19 protein-coding genes are annotated in these 22,374 nt (G+C 45.6%); 15 read left to right on the forward strand and 4 right to left on the reverse strand.

Annotated features, from left to right (window positions below; genetic code table 11):
• The first annotated feature begins 142 nt into the window (after positions 1–142).
• The 15 genes from CHRO_RS03360 to CHRO_RS03430 all read left to right on the forward strand — a co-directional run bounded on the left by CHRO_RS03360 (position 143) and on the right by CHRO_RS03430 (position 17,378).
• Positions 143–889, forward strand: coding sequence for a sucrose-phosphate phosphatase (locus CHRO_RS03360; protein ID WP_015152777.1), 747 nt, complete (start codon positions 143–145; stop codon positions 887–889).
• Complete coding sequence (gene ruvA, locus CHRO_RS03365) at positions 886–1,515, forward strand: Holliday junction branch migration protein RuvA (protein ID WP_015152778.1); 630 nt, start codon at positions 886–888, stop codon at positions 1,513–1,515. The genes CHRO_RS03360 and ruvA overlap by 4 nt, the downstream gene beginning before the upstream one ends.
• Before the next feature lie 275 nt (positions 1,516–1,790).
• Entirely contained in the window at positions 1,791–2,693 is a 903-nt protein-coding gene (locus tag CHRO_RS03370) for an ABC transporter permease (RefSeq protein ID WP_015152779.1), read from the forward strand.
• Between the two features lie 173 nt (positions 2,694–2,866).
• Positions 2,867–3,073 (forward strand): hypothetical protein, encoded by a 207-nt coding sequence (locus CHRO_RS03375; protein WP_015152780.1) that lies wholly within the window; start codon positions 2,867–2,869, stop codon positions 3,071–3,073.
• Positions 3,074–3,111: 38 nt separating this feature from the next.
• A complete protein-coding gene (locus CHRO_RS03380) occupies positions 3,112–4,014 on the forward strand; it encodes an ROK family protein (RefSeq protein WP_015152781.1) in 903 nt (300 codons plus the stop codon).
• Positions 4,015–4,096: 82 nt separating this feature from the next.
• The gene (locus CHRO_RS03385) at positions 4,097–5,317 is read left to right on the forward strand and encodes a mannosyltransferase family protein (RefSeq protein WP_015152782.1); all 1,221 of its coding nucleotides are present in this window, start codon (positions 4,097–4,099) and stop codon (positions 5,315–5,317) included.
• A 315-nt stretch (positions 5,318–5,632) separates the two neighbouring features.
• A complete protein-coding gene (locus CHRO_RS03390; RefSeq protein WP_015152783.1) occupies positions 5,633–7,897 on the forward strand; it encodes a cytochrome-c peroxidase in 2,265 nt (754 codons plus the stop codon).
• Between the two features lie 378 nt (positions 7,898–8,275).
• Positions 8,276–9,862: an NAD(P)H-quinone oxidoreductase subunit N gene (locus CHRO_RS03395; protein ID WP_015152784.1), complete on the forward strand. Its 1,587-nt coding sequence runs from the start codon at positions 8,276–8,278 to the stop codon at positions 9,860–9,862.
• A gap of 230 nt (positions 9,863–10,092) precedes the next feature.
• A complete protein-coding gene (gene plsX / locus CHRO_RS03400; RefSeq protein WP_015152785.1) occupies positions 10,093–11,109 on the forward strand; it encodes a phosphate acyltransferase PlsX in 1,017 nt (338 codons plus the stop codon).
• Positions 11,110–11,213: 104 nt separating this feature from the next.
• Positions 11,214–12,206 (forward strand): beta-ketoacyl-ACP synthase 3, encoded by a 993-nt coding sequence (locus tag CHRO_RS03405; protein ID WP_041462341.1) that lies wholly within the window; start codon positions 11,214–11,216, stop codon positions 12,204–12,206.
• A 103-nt stretch (positions 12,207–12,309) separates the two neighbouring features.
• Entirely contained in the window at positions 12,310–13,179 is an 870-nt protein-coding gene (gene fabD / locus CHRO_RS03410) for an ACP S-malonyltransferase (protein ID WP_015152787.1), read from the forward strand.
• Between the two features lie 144 nt (positions 13,180–13,323).
• On the forward strand, positions 13,324–13,962 hold the full coding sequence (locus CHRO_RS03415; protein ID WP_015152788.1) for a lysophospholipid acyltransferase family protein: 639 nt from the start codon (positions 13,324–13,326) through the stop codon (positions 13,960–13,962).
• A 132-nt stretch (positions 13,963–14,094) separates the two neighbouring features.
• On the forward strand, positions 14,095–14,391 hold the full coding sequence (locus CHRO_RS03420) for a DUF2288 domain-containing protein (protein WP_015152789.1): 297 nt from the start codon (positions 14,095–14,097) through the stop codon (positions 14,389–14,391).
• 80 nt (positions 14,392–14,471) lie between these two features.
• Positions 14,472–15,530, forward strand: a complete 1,059-nt coding sequence (locus tag CHRO_RS03425) for an AI-2E family transporter (protein WP_015152790.1) — start codon at positions 14,472–14,474, stop codon at positions 15,528–15,530.
• Between the two features lie 159 nt (positions 15,531–15,689).
• Positions 15,690–17,378 (forward strand): glycosyltransferase family 39 protein, encoded by a 1,689-nt coding sequence (locus tag CHRO_RS03430; RefSeq protein ID WP_015152791.1) that lies wholly within the window; start codon positions 15,690–15,692, stop codon positions 17,376–17,378.
• A gap of 40 nt (positions 17,379–17,418) precedes the next feature.
• Here CHRO_RS03430 and CHRO_RS29410 read toward each other — a convergent pair whose 3' ends face one another.
• From CHRO_RS29410 to CHRO_RS29415, 4 genes are all read right to left on the reverse strand, one after another.
• A complete protein-coding gene (locus CHRO_RS29410; RefSeq protein WP_015152792.1) occupies positions 17,419–17,730 on the reverse strand; it encodes a hypothetical protein in 312 nt (103 codons plus the stop codon).
• 501 nt (positions 17,731–18,231) lie between these two features.
• On the reverse strand, positions 18,232–19,188 hold the full coding sequence (locus CHRO_RS03440) for an NAD-dependent epimerase/dehydratase family protein (RefSeq protein ID WP_015152793.1): 957 nt from the start codon (positions 19,186–19,188) through the stop codon (positions 18,232–18,234).
• Between the two features lie 174 nt (positions 19,189–19,362).
• The gene (locus tag CHRO_RS03445; RefSeq protein ID WP_015152794.1) at positions 19,363–20,685 is read right to left on the reverse strand and encodes an NAD(P)H-dependent oxidoreductase; all 1,323 of its coding nucleotides are present in this window, start codon (positions 20,683–20,685) and stop codon (positions 19,363–19,365) included.
• A gap of 283 nt (positions 20,686–20,968) precedes the next feature.
• Positions 20,969–22,318, reverse strand: coding sequence for a GDSL-type esterase/lipase family protein (locus CHRO_RS29415; RefSeq protein WP_015152795.1), 1,350 nt, complete (start codon positions 22,316–22,318; stop codon positions 20,969–20,971).
• Between the last annotated feature and the right edge of the window lie 56 nt (positions 22,319–22,374).

The raw sequence follows: 22,374 nt of genomic DNA on the forward strand, positions 1-22,374 counted from the left end.
ACCATTGGGTACGCGGATGAAGAGTGAATGCAAGCAAGATATCTATTTTGACTTTTGATTTTTAACTTTTGACTTGCTCGATCTCATCGATCGCCACTTAGTCCTAAACTATTTGATGGAGTAGCTGGTATAAGAGGTAGTTGTGAAATTTCTCTTCGTAACCGACTTAGATAACACCCTCGTAGGTGACGATCGCGCCTTATCAGAATTAAACCAAAAACTAAGTTACCATCGCCACGTACACGGCACGAAGATTGTTTATGCAACAGGGCGATCGCCCATACTATATCAAGAATTGCAACAGGAAAAAAATCTGATCTCCCCTGATGCTTTGGTTGCGTCAGTGGGGACGGAAATCTATCTCGACGGGATTGATAACTCTTATACTGCTTGGTCGAAACAACTCGATATAGGCTGGGATCGCGATAAAATTTTAGCGATCGCAGCTCATTTTGCCGATCTGACGCTACAAGCAGATTCAGAACAGCGTCCCTATAAAGTTAGCTTTCACTTGGCTCGAACTGTAGCAGCAGAACTATTACCTCAATTGGAATCTACCTTGAAACAGCAAGGCTTAGAAGTCAAATTAATCTATAGTACCGGAACCGATTTAGATATTCTGCCCTTACGCGGTGATAAAGGCTTAGCAGTCAAGTTTTTACGTTCAACTTGGCAAGTTTCCTCAGAAAAAACAGTCGTGTGCGGCGACTCTGGTAACGATATTTCCATGTTCGCCACCAGGGAAACCAAAGGAATTATCGTTGGTAATGCCAGTTCTGAATTACTAGAATGGCACGAAGCAAACCCAGGTGGCGATCGCTACTTAGCCCAAGCCCCCTGTGCAGGTGGTATCCTAGAGGGCTTAGGTCATTTCGGTTTTTTGGGATGATTAGCTATCTCAAGGGTACAGTTGCCAGCATTATCAAAAGTAGCAGCAATCGCGTCATCCTGATTCTAGAGGTGAACGCTTGCGGCTATGAAATGCAAATTCCCGCCCGACTATCGCAGGAACTAACTGCTGGCGAACAGACACAAATCTTTACCCATCTCCAAGTGCGGGAAGAACAGCCATCACTGTACGGTTTTGGTTCTAGCGTACAACGAGACTTATTTCGCTTGTTAATCGGCGTTAGCGGTATTGGTGCGGCACTGGCGATCGCTTTATTAGATACTTTTGATATCTCCGATCTGGTACAGGCGATCGTCAGCAACAATACCCAACTCCTGCTACAAACCCCTGGTGTGGGTGGCAAAACTGCCGAACGCATTTGTTTAGAACTGAAAAGCAAATTAGTCAGTTGGAGTCAAACAGCTGGACTCGCCACAACGACAGCCGCCATACCCCTAGCCCCAAATATTTTAGAAGAAGTGCAAGCCGCACTCCTCGCCGTCGGCTACAGCCCCAGCGAAATTTCTCAGGCACTAACAGCTGTCAGTCAAAACGCCCTCGTACCGAAAAACGCCAGCCCCGAAGAATGGATGAAACAGGCGATGACTTGGTTGAGTAGCCAATAAAGTAAGTCAAAAGTCAAAAGGCAAAAGTCAAAAGAATGGAACCCTGTTGGCGATCTCTTTATGGCTAATATTCAGGAAGTAGCGAGCTTTCGAGCAAATGAAGAACTCATGGTACAAGCGCGAACTTGTAGTAAATTGAATTGTCCTAGTTCATCCGCTGTTTGCTATAAATGCGTAACAGCACAAGTTTCAAAATTTTGACTTTTGACTTTTAACTTTTGACTTATTTTTAGGTAACAATAGTCTGCGTATCGCTCCTGTTAGGGCAAACATGCATGAGTGTGGCAAAACGTCAACTTCCCAGATTGATTCGATTTTCTGGTCGTCCTAGTCTATCCTTACAACTGACAGCGATTGGCTTAGCAATTACCCTGATTTTTTTAGGCATAGCATTACTCGCTCCCGTATTTCAAGCTTGGGGATGGATTCAAAACCCTACAGAGTCGCTCATTAACCCAATTCACGATCCACCTTCCCTCAAGTATTTATTTGGCACGACGCGCCAAGGTTATGACGTATTTTCGCGCACGCTATACGGCACTCAAGCGGCGTTGCAAGTGGTGGTGTTAGCCACAGCCTTTGGTTTAATTATTGGCGTACCTTTAGGTTTAGTCAGTGGCTATCTCGGTGGCAAACTCGATCGCATATTGTTATTTTTTATGGACACGATCTACACGCTACCAGGACTTTTGCTTTCGGTAACGCTAGCCTTTGTCGTCGGTAGAGGAATATTAAATGCTGCGATCGCCATCAGTATCGCCTATATTCCCCAATATTACCGTGTCGTCCGCAACCACACCGTTAGCGTCAAAACCGAATTATTTGTCGAAGCTGCCCAAGCTATGGGAGCCTCAACCGGAAGAATTCTAACTCGATACCTCTTTTTCAACGTCGTGCAGAGCGTACCAGTATTATTCACTCTCAATGCTGCCGATGCCATTTTAACGCTGGGTGGCTTAGGATTTTTAGGGTTAGGACTGCCAGAAGAAACACCAGAATGGGGTCACGATCTGCGTCTTGCCCTCGAAGCACTGCCAACAGGAGTATGGTGGACGGCGCTTTTTCCTGGCTTAGGCATGACATTAATGGTTGTAGGATTGTCTTTACTGGGTGAAGGCTTAAACGAATTTATCAACCCCCGTTTGCGAAAAGACAGTTGGAGTCAAACACCACCATAATGAATTCGGAATTCGGAATTCGGAATTCGGAATTAAATCAAACACCTCACAACGCCAGTTGCTCATGGGGGTAACCCCCAAGACCGCACTGGCTCCCCCACACCCCACACCCCACACCCCACGACCCGTTCATCGGTTATCTTTGAAAAGCCTTGTTTGAAAAAGTAAAGACGATGAAAGATCCGATATCTTTAGTTGCTGCTGCTGCTGGTGGTTTGATGCTTTCGCTTGCTGCTGCGAGTATTATTCATGCCGCACCCGTAACAGCTTTGAAATCGCAGCCAAATGTAGGAGTGTCTCATGGCACAACTCTACAGCGATCGCTCGGTCAAAATAAACAAAGTAGATATTGCGATCGCAACTGGCAGCAAAATCAGTGACCAGTTATCAGTTAACGTCAGCTAACAACAAATGACAAATGACAAATGACCATCAAGTCATCGGTATCGATTTGGGCGGTTCTGCAATTAAGTTAGGGCGATTTTTGCCGGATGGGACTTGCTTGCAGTCTTTAACCGTACCTACGCCCCAACCAGCTACGCCAACAGCGGTACTATTGGCAATGGTAGAGGCGATCGCTCAAGTCGATCCGCAACGGCAAGCGGTGGCGATTGGTGTCGGAACTCCCGGTCCCGCTGATGCGGCGGGGCGAATTGCGAAAGTTGCGATTAATCTTCCTGACTGGTACAACGTTCCTTTAGCCGATTGGTTAGAAGCAAAAACGGGTTTACCGACAGTCGTTGCTAACGATGCCAATTGTGCGGGCGTAGGGGAAGCGTGGTTGGGGGTAGGGCGCAAGTTCAAGCATTTTATTTTATTGACTATAGGTACGGGTGTCGGTGGGGCAATTATCCTTAATGGCGAGTTATTTATCGGACATCGGGGCGCATCTGGGGAACTGGGACTCATTACCTTGCATCCTGATGGTCCACCCTGTAAAAGTGGCAATCAAGGCTCTTTAGAACAGTACGTTTCGGTAACAGCGATCCGACGGCGCACGGGCAAGGAACCAGCCGAGTTAGGCGCTTTGGCTGAAGCTGGAGATCCCGCGGCTTTGCAATTTTGGTCGGAATATGGTAAGGATTTAGGAGCAGGGTTGGCAAGTCTGGTATACGTACTATCGCCAGAAGCAGTGGCGATCGGTGGTGGTGCGTGTGCGTGTGCGGAGTTTTTCTTTCCTGCAACATGGGCTGAAATTGAGCGTCGAGTTGAACCCTGTTCCCGCGAGGGTTTGCAGTTAGTTTGCGCCGAGTTAGGCAATCAAGCCGGAATCGTGGGAGCGGCTAAATTGGCTTTGACAAAGGTAGTTGGTAACTGGTGAGTGGCTAGTGACTAGTGACTGGTGACTAGATAAACAGCCACTAGCCACCAGCCACTAGTCACTCTCTACTGATAACTGAATAATGAGAAATGAATTAAGATTTGCTGCTTGTATGTGGCTGCTGAGCCGCTCGGTGGTAGCAGTAGCGATGTTATTCATTGCACCTGCACTACCAAAACCACCAGGAGGCGTTATTCCTAATTTTGGTTGGCGAGTTTTTTCTCATTGGGATAGCGTCTTTTATCAACAGATTGCAACTTCTGGTTATGCAGGAGACAATGTTGCTTTTTTTCCGTTGTTTCCTCTGTGTATCCGTGCTTTGATGCTGCTGGGGTTATCAGCAGAAGTGGCGGGGGTATTAGTAAATAATTTGGCGTTTTTAGGCGCATTATTATTACTAGCTAATTGGATGGCTCGGCAGTATGGAACCAATGCAGCCCGGTGGAGTGCAGCCGTATTAGCTTGGTGTCCGCTGTCGTTGTTTGGTACGGTAGTCTACACGGAAGGGCTATATTTACTTTGCAGTACGGCAACCTTACGCGCTTTTGAATTTAAGCAGTATCCTGGGGTGGCGCTGTGGGGAATGTTGGCAACGGCGACTCGCCCAACTGGAATTGCGATCGTGCCTGCCTTAATTATCGCTGCTTGGAAAGAGCGCCGCCAATCGATCGCCTATCTTGCTAGCTTGGCAGCTGGCAGCGGTCTATTACTCTACAGCCTCTACTGTAGGATTTATTTAGGCGATTGGCTGGCTTTCGGACGCGCCCAGCAGGAATGGAAGCGATCGCTAGGGGTTGACGTACAAGGTTGGTGGAAGATGCTGATGCAAGTTGTTGTCGGCACTGCTAACTGGAAGTCTGGAAGGATCGAAGATCCGCTGCATCCGTTGTTGTTTATCGCGATAATTGCTTTGGCTTATTGTCTTTGGCGCTGGCGTAGCCGATTCAATCCAGTTAAGGTAGGCTATGGTTTTTGCGTACTCGTTTTGGCTTTGTGGCTGTTAGCAGGCGATCCGTTGCTGAATACGGTTGCTGTTTTAGGTGGTATCTATTTGTTATGGCATATGCGCCACCAACTAACTACTATAGCGATCGCCTATGGTTTTTGTGGTTTAGGATTGTTACTTGTTTCTGGTAGTACTTGGTCATTGACTCGGTTAGTTTACGGAATCATCTCGTTACCAATTGCACTTAGTTTATTACTCTCCCGCCATCCACGTTGGGGATATATAACATTAGTTTTTTTCACCATTTTACTAATCTTATTCTCAGTCAGATTTGCCCAAGAACTTTGGATAGCCTGAAATCAGTTATCAGTGACTAGTGACTGGTGGCTAGTGACTAGAAAGGAGTCCAGCCATCAGTTTGATGATTGAAAAAATCTCAGTTACGCCAGCGCGTAACGCACCAAAAACTTAGAGTGATGCGTTAGCGTTAGCCTTTGGCGTAACGCATCCTACGTATATTTCTGTCAACTGTTAACTGTCAACCAACAACAGATGACAAATGACGAATAACAAATGACAAAATATTACGATTTTAAGTAATTAAGCTAAACAATGTTGTTTTGTGGAAGCAGAGATTTTATCTCTACTCAAACCAACAAAGGGAATTTTGCCATGAGTCATGGTTTGAAGCATAAACCACCAAACGAGTTATCGAACAAGGAAAACGAAACAGTTTTTTATCGTTTTGTGGCTCGGTTTTTTGCTAAATTAGCAGCTACTTTTTTGGCTGGTATCCGCCTTTTTACCTCATTTTTAGCTCGGCAGATTGGAGGAGATCGACTATCGAGAAAACTCAAAACTAGTATTACGATCGCCCTACTTGTGATTTTTACAGTCTTAACCGGACATACTGTATCAGCACAAGTTGGTAGTCCGCCAATCGTACCTTTAAACCAAGTATCCATTCCCGAACCCGACAATATTGGCGAATTTATTCGCAACAAAACCGCTGCGATCGCTTTGGGAAAAACTTTATTCTGGGATATGCAACTCGGTACGGACGGTAATGTCACTTGTGCCACCTGCCACTTTAAAGCAGGTGCAGACAGCCGCTCTAAAAACCAAATCAACCCAGGATTAAAAGCAGGCGATCGCGTATTTAATCTTGCTGGCGCACCTAATTACCAGTTAACAGCGGCAGATTTTCCCTTTCATCAGCTAGAAGACCCCAATAATATCGCCTCTAGGGTTATATCTGACAGCAATGATATTGCAGGCTCCCAAGGGGTATTTCGAGCTGATTTTGTCGATATCGTGCCTGGAAGCGATAAAGATAACGTCACGCCACAGCCAGATGATATCTTCAGAGTCCAAGGTATCAACACGCGGCGCGTCACAGATCGTCACTCTCCAAGTGTTATCGATGCAGTCTTTAACTTCCGTAATTTCTGGGACGGCAGCGCCCAAAATATATTTAATGGAGTCGATCGCTCTGGCTTGAGAAACCCAGAAGCTTTAGTCTTACAAGCCGCTAACCGCAGGCGCTTGCGGGATGTACCAGTCAGAATTAAAAATTCGTCTTTGGCTTCCCAAGCCGTAGCACCCATAACCACAGCAGTTGAGACAGCAGCTGAAGATTTGCCAATAGCACCATTAGTCATCGATTTATCTGATACGGATAACACCGTGAGGGTGAGGGATACTAACGGTAATTTAGTTGATAGTAACAGTGCCGATATCGCCGCCTCAACAGATGCGATCGCGGAAACTAGCGCTACGACAGCACAATCGACTCGCCGGAGAATCATCAGGAGAATAGGGAGAAAGGCAGGTAAAAAACTCCTGGCTTTGCCACCTTTAGCAAAACAGCGCGTTGCTGCCGATGACAGCGTTTTAGGAGCTTTTAGTAAAGCACCTCAGCCAGGTTTAAACAAAACCTACGAGCAGATGATTCAAGAAGCTTTCCAACCTCAGTGGTGGGACTCTAACATGGTGATTCGCGTCAATCCGAATACGGGTAGGCGGAGATTCTATCGCCGACCGCGAAATCGCCCTCTATCAACAATTGAGTATACGCTGGCGGAATACAATTTCTCGCTATTTTTTGGATTAGCAGTTCAAGCCTATGAATCTACTCTAGTTTCCAGCCAAACGCCCTTCGACCAATTCTTAGCAGGAAACCGCAGTGCTTTTACCCCGCAGCAACAGCAGGGATGGCAGCTTTTCACTCGCAGGGGTTGTATTGGCTGTCATGCAAGTACAGAACTAACTGCGGCTTCGTTTCGGAATGTTTCTGGTCGTGGCAGAATCGGTAGAGCGCCAATTCCTGGAACCCCTGTGGAAGATACGGGATTTTTTGCCATTGGAGTTAGACCTCCACAGGAAGACGTTGCTTTAGGTGCTGATGATGGGTTTGGCAATTCGCTCTCTGAAGCACGGTTGGCACAGCAAGGGAAATTCTCGCAACTATTAGGAGAAAATCCACCCACGCTCGATCCACCCCTAAGTCCCAGCGATACCATCCTGGCGAATGGAGCCTTCAAAACTCCAGGACTGAGAAATATAGAACTGACTGCTCCTTATTTCCACAACGGCGGAACTTTGACTTTGGAGCAAGTGATAGATTTTTACAGTCGCGGTGGAGATTTTGGCGGTTTGCCAGTGCTGAATTTGACCACTAATGAAAAACAAGCGTTCGTCGCCTTCCTACGCGGACTGACCGATGAGCGAGTTCGCTTTCAAAGAGCGCCCTTCGACCACCCACAGCTTTTTGTTCCCAACGGACACCCAGGTAACCAAAATGCTGTAGTTAATGATGGTAAAGGACAAGCCACAGACGATTTGCTAGAAATTCCTGCCGTGGGACGTAATGGAGGCAATCCGATTCCAGATTTCCTGTCTAATTTCTCTACGACGGGGACAACTTTGAGTCAGTAAACAGTTGTCAGTTATCAGTTATCGGTTGTCGAGACGTTACATATAACGTCTCTAGGAGATTTACGATCGCCTAGCCCGATTTGTCGGGCTTTTTTCTTTCACAATTATGATGGCTAATATTCGGTATATCTAGATTAGCGATCGCCATATGTAAATGAAAATCAGCTATAAGAAATTTGCAACGATCTGCATTCACTCGCCCTAATGTAACAAGTAAAACTTATCCTCTCAATCCCAGTTAACGCTAATATTAGCTGGGGTGGCGTGACCGAAAGGGGATCGGATTAAGAGAAAATAAAACTAACACAGTCAGTCCTGATGCTCAATGAGCGTACCTGATACATCGCAACTGATACATCGCAACTGAATACAAAGAGTATGGATTTAGCCAATCTTGCAACCCAGTTGAATGCTGGGACGATTTTGCCAGAGAGTATCGTCCTCGTTACTCTCATGGTGGTTTTAGTTGGTGACTTGATTGTGGGTCGGAGTTCCTCGCGCTGGGTTGCTTATGCAGCGATCGCAGGGCTGCTTGGTTCCATAATCGCTCTCTATTTTCAATGGGATATTGCCAATCCAATAGCTTTCTTAGGCGGCTTTAATGGTGATGACCTGAGCATAGTTTTTCGCGGTATTATCGCGCTGTCTGCCGCTGTCACCATTTTGATGTCAATTACCTACATCGAAAAAAGCGGTACTGCTTTGGCGGAGTTTCTCGTCATTTTGCTCACTGCTACTTTAGGCGGAATGTTCCTCTCTGGAGCAAACGAGCTGGTGATGATTTTTATCTCTCTAGAGTCTTTAAGTATTTCCTCTTACCTGCTGACGGGATACACCAAACGCGACCCCCGTTCTAACGAGGCGGCGCTGAAATACCTATTGATTGGTGCTTCCTCTACAGCCGTCTTCCTTTACGGCGTATCCCTACTCTACGGACTCTCGGGCGGACAAACTGAACTGAGCGCGATCGCCACTGGGATCGTCCAAGCTAACGCGGGTCAGTCTCTCGGTCTGGCGATCTCCCTCGTCTTCGTCATTGCGGGAATTGGCTTCAAAATCTCCGCTGCACCTTTCCACCAATGGACTCCAGACGTTTATGAAGGTGCGCCCACTCCAGTCATTGCTTTCTTATCTGTAGGTTCTAAAGCCGCTGGGTTTGCCCTTGCCATTCGCCTTCTTTCTAATGCTTTTCCCTTACTTTCTAGCGAGTGGAAGTTTGTCTTTACCGCCCTCGCTGTCCTGAGTATGATTTTGGGTAACGTCGTTGCTCTAGCTCAGACCAGCATGAAACGGATGTTGGCTTATTCTTCCATCGCCCAAGCCGGATTCGTTATGATTGGTTTAATTGCGGGTACAGAAGCAGGATACGCCAGTATGGTGTTTTACCTGTTGGTATATCTGTTTATGAACCTGGGCGGCTTCTGCTGCGTCGTTCTATTCTCCCTCCGCACGGGAACCGACCAAATTAGCGAATACTCAGGTTTATATCAAAAAGATCCTTTGCTGACTCTATGCCTCAGCATTTGCCTGCTGTCTTTGGGAGGTATTCCACCATTAGCCGGTTTCTTCGGCAAGATCTATTTATTCTGGGCTGGCTGGCAAGCCGGACAGTATGGATTGGTATTGCTAGGACTAATTACCACCGTAGTTTCAATTTACTACTACATCCGTGTCGTCAGGATGATGGTGGTCAAAGAACCACAGGAAATGTCCGATGTGGTGAAAAACTATCCCGAAATCAACTGGACTTTATCAGGAATGCGTCCGCTACAAGTGGGTATCGTACTTTCTTTAATTGCGACATCTCTAGCTGGAATTCTCTCTAACCCACTATTTACCTTGGCAAATAATTCCATTGCCAATACGGCGATCCTGCAACCCATCATTATCAGCTCCGCAGGGGCGCAAAGCTTTGCACCAGTACCTAAAACTTCGCCACCAGTAAGTTTGACAGATCGGACTTAATTGCTTACCTTTTAGCAGGAGACAATTCAATTCGCAATTGGCGATTTGCAATTCGCAATTACTCCTGACTCTTATGGGCGGGTTCGAGCGAAGAATTATTTGTGCCAGTACAGATCTGCGAAAAAACCCGCCCCTACGACTTCCGCTCGCCGATCGCTTTGTACAGACGTTACATGTAACGTCTCTACTGATAACTGGTAAGATCTTTAAGGTTTCTGGAACTGTCATCAATGGGAAAGACTCGCGCACGAATCGCAATAGACGCTATGGGGGGAGACCATGCACCCGCCGAAATTGTTGCTGGTGCTCTGCGAGCAAGGGACGAATTAGGCGTAGAGGTCATACTGGTGGGCGATCGCCACTCTATTGAAGCCGTCTTGCCCGCTAATACTAATCTCGGTCAGCTAGAAATTGTCCCTGCCCAAGGGACGATAGAAATGCACGAGGAGCCTCTGAGTGGCATTAGGCGCAAGCCCAAAGCTTCGATTAACGTAGCAATGAATTTGGTCAAGCAACAACAGGCAGATGCCGTAGTCTCAGCCGGACACTCAGGTGCAGCAATGGCATCGGCATTATTACGTTTGGGAAGACTATCTGGAATCGATCGCCCAGCGATTGGAGCCGTGTTTCCCACAATCGTTGCTAGCAAGCAAGTTTTGATCCTAGATGTGGGTGCAAACGTCGATTGTCGCCCCAAGTTCTTAGAACAATTTGCGGTTATGGGGACGGTGTACAGCAAATACGTTCTAGGTATTCCCGAACCTAAAGTCGGTTTACTAAATATTGGCGAGGAAGAATCCAAAGGGAACGATCTTGCACTTCAAGCTTACCAATTGCTCCAAGCCAACCCTAAAGTTCCATTTGTCGGAAATGCCGAAGGGCGAGATATTCTATCGGGTGATTTTGATGTAATCGTGTGCGATGGCTTTGCTGGTAACGTGCTGTTGAAATTTGCCGAAGCAGTGGGAGAAGTATTGCTGCAAATCCTGCGCGAAGAATTACCCCAAGGATTGCACGGTCAGTTAGGCGTATCGCTGTTGCGACCAAACCTGAAACGGATCAAGCAGCGGGTAGATCATGCCGAACATGGAGGCGGATTGCTTTTGGGTGTCGCAGGGATCTGCATTATCAGCCACGGTAGCTCTCAAGCGCCGTCGATTTTTAATGCCATTCGTCTGGCAAGAGAAGCAGTAGATAACGAAGTGCTAGAGCGAATTCAGGGTTCGGTAGCGATCGCGGAAGAATGAGGAGCGAGGAGCGAGGAGCGAGGAGCGAGGAGCGAGGAGCGAGGGAAAAGTTTAACCCCCTCACCCCTCACTCCTTACTCCTCGCCCCTTCTACAGGGAGAAGCATGGTACAACAATCAGGCGTAATTATTACAGGTAGCGGTTCTGCCACACCAGCAACCGTGTTGAATAACCAGAGTTTCAGTCAGCTGGTAGACACATCCGATGAGTGGATTAGGAGTCGCACGGGCATTGGTAGCAGGCGGCTAGCCACGACAGCGGAGTCTTTAAGCTCGATCGCCTCTGCTGCTGGACGAGAGGCGATCGCGATGGCAGGCATTACACCAGCCGAAATCGATCTGATTCTTTTAGCAACGTCCAGCGCCGACGATCTGTTTGGGAGTGCTTGTCAAGTCCAAGCACGGCTGGGCGCGAGTAATGCTGTAGCCTTCGATCTGACCGCAGCTTGTTCTGGATTTGTGTTTGGTATGGTTACTGCTGCCCAATACATCCGCACGGGAGTCTATCAGAACGTTTTGCTGATTGGGGCAGATGTGCTATCTCGTTGGGTAGATTGGGAAGATCGGCGTACCTGCGTCCTCTTTGGCGATGGTGCGGGAGCTGTCGTGATGCAAGCAGACAAACGCGATCGCTTACTCGGATTTGAACTCAAAAGCGACGGTACGGAAAACCACTGTCTCAACCTCAGCTATCAGGGCAACCCGAAACAACTCATGGATGGCGTGGAAGTGACTCAAGGAACTTATCAACCCATCACCATGAACGGTAAAGAAGTCTATCGTTTTGCCGTGCAGAGAGTTCCAGAAGTCATTGACAAAGCCCTGTTTCGTGCCAATCTCACTGTTGACAACATCGATTGGTTGCTCCTACATCAAGCTAACCAGCGCATTCTCGATGCTGTAGCCGATCGCTTGAAAATTCCCGCCCGTAAAGTTATTAGCAATCTCGCCCATTACGGCAACACCTCCGCCGCCTCCATTCCCCTGGCACTCGACGAAGCAGTCCGCCAAGGACAAGTGCAACCCAACCACATCATCGCCGCCTCTGGCTTTGGCGCAGGCTTGACCTGGGGAGCCGCCATTTTTCAATGGAAGTAGGTGAATCAGTTATCAGTGACCAGTTATCAATGGCTAGTGGCTGGTGACTGGTGACTAGCCACTAACCACGAGCCACCAGCCACTCACAAATGACAAATGACAAATGACTAAAACAGCATGGGTATTTCCAGGGCAAGGTTCGCAAGCAACTGGCATGGGGATGGATTTGTTAGAAATCGACTATGCCAAAGATAAGTTTGCCCAGGCAGAAGAAATTTTAGGTTGGTCTGTTGTTGAAATTTGCCAAAGCGAAGATGATAGCCTGTCGCGCACGCTCTACACCCAGCCTTGTATGTACGTTGTAGAATCTGTTCTTGCTGACTTGTTACGACAACAAGGACGACAACCAGACTTAGTAGCAGGTCATAGCTTAGGAGAATATGCTGCTCTCTACGTTGCTGGCGTGTTTGATTGGTCGTCGGGATTACGCCTAATTAAACGCCGTGCCGAACTGATGGACAGCGTTTCTGGTGGGATGATGGCGGCTTTAATTGGTTTCGATCGCACCCAGCTAGAAACTCAACTGCAACAAATGTCTGATGTTGTCCTGGCAAATGATAATAGCCCAGCTCAGGTCGTAATTTCTGGCACTCCCACTGCCGTGCAAGAGTTGATTGCTAACATCAAAACAAAACGGGCTATGCCCTTAAAAGTATCGGGAGCTTTTCACTCGCCATTTATGGCAGCAGCCGCTAGCGAGTTTCAACAAGTATTAGAAACCGTAACCTTTAACACGGCAACAATTCCAGTTTTATCGAACGTGGAACCAGTGCCAACTGTAGATGCAGCGATTTTAAAAGATCGCCTGACACGCCAAATGACAGGTGGAGTTCGTTGGCGCGAGACAGTTCAACGCTTTGTAGAAGCAGGCGTGCAACAGGTAGTAGAAATTGGTCCAGGTAACGTCCTGACCGGATTAATCAAGCGGACTTCCCCTGACTTAGGTTTAGAAAATATTAGTGGTAAGTCGTAAGTTGACAGTTATCAGTGACTGGTGGCTAGTGGCTAGTGGCTAGTGGCTAGTGGCTAGAACTGCTTCCTTGTCCCCCTTGTCCTCCTTGTCCCCCGATTCCCGGCTCCCGATTCCCGACTCCCGCCTCCCGACTACCGATTCCCCATGCCAAGAGAACGCGAACCATTTGCCAGTCTGCTGCTGTACTACCTATTTAAATATTCGGTCGTCAGTCCGATGCTGCACGCTTATTTTCGGGGACGCATTTTTGGCGCGGAAAATGTCCCCCAAAAGGGATCGTTGGTGGTAGTGAGCAATCATGCTAGTTACTTCGATCCGCCACTGCTCTCGGCTTGTATGAGACGACCAGTGGCTTACATGGCAAAAGAAGAGTTGTTTGACGTTCCGGTTTTGAAGCAAGCAATTGAGTTGTACGGTGCTTATCCAGTCAGTCGCGGGGCGGGCGATCGCAAGGCTATTCGTGCTGCACTAAAATGTTTAGAAGCAGGCTGGGCGATTGGTGTCTATTTAGAGGGAAAGCGCACGCCTGACGGACGCATTACCGATCCCAAACGCGGAGCCGCATTACTCGCAGCCAAAGCTCAAGCTCCACTTTTACCCGTCAGCCTGTGGGGAACTGAAAAAATTTTAATGAAAGGTTCTGCCGTTCCCCGTCCCGTCCCAATCACCGTAAGAATTGGCGAAGTCATTCCCCCTCCTACTTCCACTGACAAGGAAGAATTACAAGCCATCACGCGACAGTGTGCTGCCGTGATTACTACGCTACACGAATTGGGAAGATAATCAGTTATCAGTGGCTAGTAGCTGGTGGCTAGTGGCTGGATTCTTTATCTAGTCACCAGTCACTAGCCGCTAGCCACTCACTGCTACCTCATAAACGATAAACTGTAAAAATATTGTCATAACTTCAGATTGATGGAAGATTTAAGAACAGAACTGGCAGAAAGTTTAGATAGAGCTGAGTGGGAGTGGTTAATTCCTCATGCGATGCGAGATGCATTGGTAGTTGTTGCACCACAGCTCGATATTCTTGATGTTGGAGTGGCGATCGCGAATGATAACGTAACTGCGGTACAACATTGGATCGGTGAAGCATTGATTGCTAAGCCTTCTACTCATCAACTTTCTGATTGGAATAGCGATCGCGCTAAGCAGTTCAATACTTTGATCGTCCAGCCATACGTCCTCGTACAAGAGCTATCTGCTGCTTGAGGTAGGTGATTATTTCCAGCAGCTACCGTATGCTGTATTCCTAGCTGGAAACCTATGTTAAGCAAATAGCGATCGTACTTATGAAGCCAGATATGCAGGAACCACCGAATTTTTGGGAACGTTTAAATAATTTGGTATTGGTGCGTTTCTTGCTATTTTTTCTTTCTGGTTGGGCTTCTATCTTGCTGCTGAAATATTTCGAGGATGTTATTGCAATCTTCTCATTTGCTGCGATTTTAGCGTTTTTGCTCAGCTATCCCGTACAGTGGTTGCAAAAATACTTGCCTCGCTATGTAGCAGTTGCTATAGTTTTTCTGGTGAGTTTAGTATTAATTATTGCGCTCACAATTACTGTTGGTTTATCCTTAGTATCTCAAGCACAACAGCTAATTAATAGTATTACAGCTTTTTTAAACTCTTTAATTCCATTGGTAGAAAACCTAGAGGTCTTTCTACGCAATCGTAACATTATAGTCGATCTAAATGCAATTCAACAGCAGTTACAAAATCAAATTCTCTCAGGACTGAGTGTAGGTTTAACTTATAGTTTTTCTACTATTCAAATATTTTTTACTAATTTTCTCAATTTAATTTTAATTGCTGTAGTTTCTTTTTTTATGCTGCTCGACGGTCAACGGCTTTGGAGCCTAATCTTAAAGTCTGTACCGAAAAATCGACGGGCAAGATTTGAACTTATTGTGAAGCGGAAATTTTCTGGTTTCGTACAAGGTCAACTCATTTTAATGTTATTCTTAACGACTTCTAGCTTTATAGTTTTCTTAGTATTAAACGTACCTTTTCCTTTAATTTTAGCAGCAATTGTAGGGGTGTTTGATGCAATTCCTGGGATTGGAGCAACTTTAGGAGTTGGAATTATTTTTCTAATTGTTTTATCTCAAAATGTCTGGCTGGCATTAAAAGTATTAGCTGCTTGTATTATTTTGCAGCAGATTCAAGATAATTTAATTTCTCCTAGAGTGATGCAAGGTTCTTTAAACGTTAATCCAGTCGTCATCTTTTTTGCTTTATTAGTAGGAGCAAGAGTAGCAGGATTATTAGGTGTTTTTCTAGCTATTCCGATTGCTAGCGTGATTGTCAGTTTGTTTGAAATTGATGAAATGAAAGCAGAAGTGTCTTGAATGTCATTGGTCATTGGTCATTTGTCATTTGTGACGAGTTTTTATCGTAGGGTGGGCATTGTCCACGCTACCAGTAACATAAAGATTTTTAAACTAGGGGATGTGACAACATGAAACCATACGTCTTTAGATGAAAATCTAATATATAACGGTTTTTTAATGCATCGTTCCCTCACTAGCAAAAATTCCACTTGGTTGCAGAGGTTTCTCGTAGCTATTTTAGTTTTAGGTATATTTTTTCGCTTAATTAACCTCGATCGCAAAGTTTACTGGTTTGACGAAGGCTTTACTTCTTTAAGAGTTGGCGGTTATGTGATTCGAGAAGTCGTACAGCAGACTTTTAACGGGAAAATAATTGATGTTAGCGAATTTCGGCAATATTTAAGTCCAAATCACAACCGCAATTGGCTAGATACGATCGAATCGTTAGCAATAGAAGATCCACAGCATCCACCACTTTATTATTTAATGTTGCGTCAGTGGATGCAATGGTTTGGTAATTCGGTGACAGCTATCCGCAGTTTGTCGGCTGTTACTAGCTTACTTGTATTTCCTTGCATCTATTGGCTGTGCCGAGAATTATTTCCATTATCGCCCTTAACGGGATGGATGGCGATCGCTCTAGTGGCTATTTCTCCATTTCACGTCCTCTATGCTCAAGAAGCGCGACAGTATAGTTTATGGACTGTGACAATCTTACTTTCTAGTGCTGCTTTATTACAAGCAAAGCGCTGCTACAGTCGGTTGAATTGGGGAATTTACGCGATCGCGATCGCATCTGCTCTATATACATTTTTATTTTCTGCTTTTGTAGCGATCGCGCACGGAATTTATATATTTGTAAGTGAAAATTCGAGTCGAAGGTGGCGCTGGACAAAAACAGTTCGAGCTTATTTATTTGCGACAAGTATAGCATTAGCAATCTTCACCCCTTGGATCGCGATCGCCATTCGTAACTATGGCAGATTGCGAGATTCAACGAACTGGATATCCGCAGCTAAAATATCTGCTTGTCAGCTAGTCTTTTCGTGGGGAAATACGGTAAAACTAATTTTTTTCAATGTCACTAATTTAGACTTTTTAATCTTGCCATTGACTCTGATTTTAGTCGGATATGCAGCCTATTTTACCTATCGGTTTTCCGAACGTAAAGTTTGGTTGTTTCTGTTCACTCTATTTGGAGGTACAGCCTTATGTCTGGCAATTCCAGACTTTATCACTCAGGGACAAAGAACGCTACAAGCTCGATTTTTAATTCCCTGCTATCTCAGCATTCAAATTGCTGTTGCTTATCTTTTTACTACTAAAATTGTTTCCCCTCATTTTCCTCAATGGCAAAGAAAAATGTGGTTATGGATAGCGATCGCTGTCTTCACAGGTGGGATATTTTCTTCTACTAAAATTGCTTACTCAGAAACTGCATGGAATAAAGGTAAAAATCAAAACGATCTTGAAATTGCTCGAATTATCAATCAGGCTGCTCGTCCGCTAGTCGTTGTCAGTAATTATCAATCTCTGTACGATTGTAATGCTACTTATTTATTTTCTTTTAGCCATTTTCTAAATCCAAACGTTAAGCTTTTGCTAGTCAATCAAAAAAATATTGAAATCAATGCAGATCAATTCAGTAATGTATTTTTATATAATCCCTGCGGTTTGACAGATTTTAAATCTAGCTTTGCCAGGGAGTTTTTAGCGCTGATAGCTCAGCTTAAAACAGAGCAAAATTATATAATAGAGCCAATAAATGTCGAACAGTCTAATGTTATTTGGTCATTAAAATCCGTGCAACGAACTATAGAGGGCGCACAGCCGTGCGCCCCCTACAAATGTATTTTACCTGCATAAGAAACGCTATAGTTACAGCCCTTCTTAAAAGATTCAGCCCCTAAATTTGACTTTTAACCTTGTAATCTGTCCTCAAAACTTCCGAATAGCCAGTTGTTAATTTTGCTGTATTGATTGTCTGTTGTTTTGTAGTTTTTGGCATGTTGAAAAAAAAGTTTGTGAAAAGCCTAAAGCAGTAAATAGGAATTAGCAAAACCCAGAAAATAGTTGCTACAATTAAAATTGTAAAAGCTAAAAATCTATCTTCCACTGAAGGATTGGGCTGGCGATGAAAGAAGGTCATCCAATTCATCAAAAAGTAGCAACTGCCAGCTAAGAAAATGCAAATTGATGCTGCAATGATAGTGTTCATGCCAAATTTCACGGTTTTAGGTTAAACAGCAGTCACAAATAGCTCTTGAGATTTGCTATTTTGACGGTCATGCGTCATTTGCTAATTGCTCATATATTTCTCATCAGGGCTTTTCAGCTTAAATGAGACGTTAGACTTAGCAATCTGAGATAACTTGAAAATCGCTAGCAATCGCGTTATTGAATACACGTCATCGGCTTTTTATATTGTTTTTATTATTACTAACAACAATCGAGCGATAACTCTCCTTGCAAACAGTTTATGACAGATGAAGTTGCGATCGACTCAAATTAACTTCAAATTAACTATTTTATGATTTGGCAGCAACCGCAAATTTGCCGATCGGTGAAATTATCTATATTTGTAATCGGGTGAAATTACGGAAAATCTAAAATTTTTAGAAAGATTGCTGAAAATTGACATGTGTGAACTCAGGGAATAACCGTAAGGGAGCAGAAAGATAGAAATACTCGCTACTCCTTCACGAAAACCCTCATTGCTTTAGGCTATTGACACAGTATGGAAAAGATGGTTTTCTGACCGATGGTAGGGCGATCGCGTCAATGTAAAGTGACTTTGGATCGAATCGGTAAGAGTAAAGAAATTTAATAATTGTTCCGCACCTTGCCGAGGATTCCAACCACATTGAAAATCAGGGAAAAACTGATGAATCTTGTCAAAAGTCATAAATAGACCGCGATCGCCAAAACCATGATGCCCAAAGCTAAAATTCTCAACTTGAAAAACTTCTGCTACCATAGCAGCAATTTCTATCAGTTGATAGTTATGATTTGTATCACCAACATTAAAAATTTGTTGATGAACCAGAGGACGCGGTGCTTGGAGAATGCAATTGATAATTTGGCAGATATCTAGAACGTGGACGACAGGACACCAAGATAGACCCTTGCCAGGAATATTAATCTTGTTAGCCGTCCAAGCTAATCCTGCCATATTGTTGAGAACGACATCAAAGCGAATGCGGGGAGAAGCACCGAAAGCTATTGCTGGACGGAGAATTGTCGGCGAGAATTCTGCCGAGGCGATCGTCAATAGATCGCTTTCAATCGCAGCTTTACAAGTAGCAGAAGGAGTTTGAGGACGAACAGGAGATTCTTCCGTAACGTATTCTTCCTCACCCGCACCATAAACGCTACAGGACGACAGATAAATAAAGCGACTGACTCCAGCAGCTTTGGCTAAGTTTGCCAAGTGCATAGCATCTCTGTAGTGGAGGTTCCCAGCGATTTGCGGATGCAAAGCTTGAGTTCCACAGATTTCTCCCGTATGTATCACTGCGTCGAAATTTTGCAAGTCGGTGACTGCTAGCTGAATCAAAGATAAAGCAGCGCCAGCGTTTGCTTGACTGACGCTAATCACCTCATGACCTTGTTGTGTGAAGCAGGCAACAACAAGTGAACCTACATATCCTTCAGGATCGGTAACGAGTATTTTCATTATTTTCCGATAGCACCCTTGAATATCAGTTATCAGTTGTCAGTGACTAGGGACTGGTGACTCGTGGCTAGACTGAAACAACTATCTAGCCGCCAGTGGCTAGTGACTAGTGACTCGTGGCTAGACTGAAACAACTATCTAGCCGCCAGCCACTAGCCACTAGCCACTTCATAATCATGCGACTGCTACAGGAGATTTTGCGGTTGGCTGAATGCCGAAATATGCTTCTTGTTCTGCCCGTAATTGGTCGCACAGTCTACCTGTGGGGAGTTCTACATCGTCGTAAGTGAGAACTTTATCTTTTGGCAAATCTCGCTTCAAGCGACAACCAACAGCCAAACCCATCGGTAAAAGATTTTGCGATCGCACCACGTCGGCATTTTCGCATTGTCCGTAAGTCATGTACTCGCCAATCCCATCGAGAGTTTCTCCAGCTTTGAGGTCGATCTTGGCAGTGGTAACAACTTCGACTACAGCACCAGCAATCGGAGCCATAACAGGATCTTGACATAAAACCGCCCGCGCTACTGACAAGGGAACTTCAAAGTGGCAGAGATGGTAGGGAGTGTAAAAACTGTAGAGAGGACCTTCACCCAACTTGTAGAGATTGAGATAGTGTCTCTGTTTCGGGTCGTCGTGGGTTCCAAAGACATATACCCCTGGACCGGGTTTAGCACCAACGGCATAATCGACGATCCCACCTAATGCTTTTAATTGGTCGAGATCGTATTTATTGGTCATTTCGTCTACATGACCGTCATGATAGTAGCCCAACATCCCGCGCTGGGCAACTTGCATACCTGTAGCGTTAGCTACGATCGCCTGCTCGAAAGAAATCTTGGTTCCGTCAGCAAAACTCGTTACCATACAAGGGTTTTGTCCCCAACGCTGAGCAAAACCAGCTTGGGTGGTAGGATTGCGGTAAGGGTCTTGCAGTCCCTTAATATTGCCGCAGACTAGCGGAGTTAAACCAATACTCTTGACAAAACGGTAAAGATTCATCTGCACGCCTGGTTGGTCGCCATCGCAAGCAGATAAGATAACCCCAGCGCGATCGGCATAGACTTTGAGAATAGGACCGATCGTCCCGTCGAGTTCCGCATTCATCATAATTACATGCTTGCGGTGGGCGATCGCCTTCATGACGACATGCGCCCCAAATTCTACCGCGCCCGTGACTTCAATCAAAGCATCAATGCCCGTAGCTTGACACAACAGCATTGCGTCATCTGTGACGGCATACTGTCCGGCGGCGATCGCTGCTTCTAAGCCAGATACAGTTTGGACGGCTTTTGCGTCATCTATTCCCGCTTCCCGATAAGCACGCATGGCTTTATCGACATCGCGGTTAAAAATCGCCACCAGTTCCATACCTGGGACGGAATTGATAATTTGGTTGGCAATACCTCGTCCCATAAAGCCAGCACCAATCATCCCCACCCGAACGGGGTTACCTGCTTCTGCCCGTGCTTGTAAAGCGCGATCGACAATGATCATGATGTATGTTCCTTGATAGTGAGTCGTGAAGGGGCGCACAGCCGTGCGCCCGAGTCGTAAGTAGGGGCGCGCAGCCGTGCGCCCGAGCTGTTTATGTCATGCCATCACAACGATGGAATACAGTACCTCAATTGGAGAATGAATCTAACATTCACTGAAAGCACTTTTGGGGTTATGGTTCCGAGATCATCTAACTTTAATGCTCTAGCATCGTTAAGGATAGAAAAGCGAAAGAGGGACAAAAAGCCCCTCCTGTAAGAGTTTTACTCAGCGATCGCCTCAATTACGCCACTATACTAATTTGAGTTGGATTTAGGTTAGGCAAGCCGCTGAACTGAGCTATGGTGACAGCTGAGTTCGCACCAATGCCATCCACATCAAAACTCAATATCCCCGTAGCGGTATCGTATAAAAAGTTAGCATTATTGCCGAGAGATTGGGGATTGTTACCACTAACAAACGTGCCAGTAGCAGCAGCAGTCAAACTTAACATTACCCCAGCTGTTAAACCACCACCGAAACCGCTAGCAGAGAATTGAATTAAATCGTCGGTGGCGTTAAAGTCAGTAATCGTATCGCCGCCATCTGTATAGGAGCGATACACGAAGACATCTCTCCCACCGCCACCAGTTAGCACATCCGCCCCAGCGTCACCCGCGATCGCATTTCCCACCGCATTCCCGATCAGCGTGTCATTGTAGCTAGAGCCGTCAATGTATTCGATATTAACGAGCGTGTCGCGATCGATAGCGAACGTGCCTTGGCTTATACCTAAATCTTGTAGGGCTTCGTACCATAAACTAGCAATCTTACTGTAACCCGTCGTAGTAGGATGCAGCCCGTTATCATCTGGAGGTCTAGAAATATCGTCCGTCGTCAGAGAACTCATATCGACGAACTTAACTTTTTTGCCCTCTGCTAGCTTTTGCTCTACAATCCCAGGAATGGCAGCATTGTACTCCGCTATCTTTTGTACCCGTTCCTGATTGTTGGCTGGTGGAATGGTGGCTACAAATACATAAGTATCTGGGGAATACTGGACGATTTTGTCAATTAAATTGCTCAGTTCTTGGGACATTTGCCCTACAGAATCTCCGTAGGTGTCATTTGTGCCAATTGTTAATAGAACAATATCTGGTTGGGCAGTGTTCAGCCACTCATTAACTTTGCCGTCGATCTGGTCGATCGTCCAGCCACTATGTCCTTCATGGTCTTTATCGCGGAGAGTTGTAGGTCCATTAGACAGGGAACCAACAAAATCTATACTAATTCCATTAGCCTGCAATAACTCCGACAACTTCAGGCGATAGCCGCCTGAATCAGGATTGACATCACTGACAAAACCATAAGTAATTGAGTCACCCAGGGGCATTAACTTGGCTGTGCGCGTCGCTATGCCTGCATTGAGGTCAACAGTAACACCACTGGTAGCGTTGAAATAACTAACCGTGTCGATCCCCGCGCCACCATCTAAAGCGTCTTTGCCCGTACCACCAATTAAAATGTCATTGCCAGTTCCTCCAACCAGCGTGTCATCGCCTTCCCAGCCATAGATGATACTGTCCTGGGCATTGCCTTGTAAATTGTCAGCAGTTTTAGTACCAAATATTTCCGGCAAAACTCTACTCCCCACACTTACTGGTTGACTGTTCTATCCGCACAATTACACCTATAGATAGATGTAACAGC

Origin of the sequence: Chroococcidiopsis thermalis PCC 7203, from assembly GCF_000317125.1 — a bacterium.
Classification (GTDB): Bacteria; Cyanobacteriota; Cyanobacteriia; order Cyanobacteriales; family Chroococcidiopsidaceae; genus Chroococcidiopsis; species Chroococcidiopsis thermalis.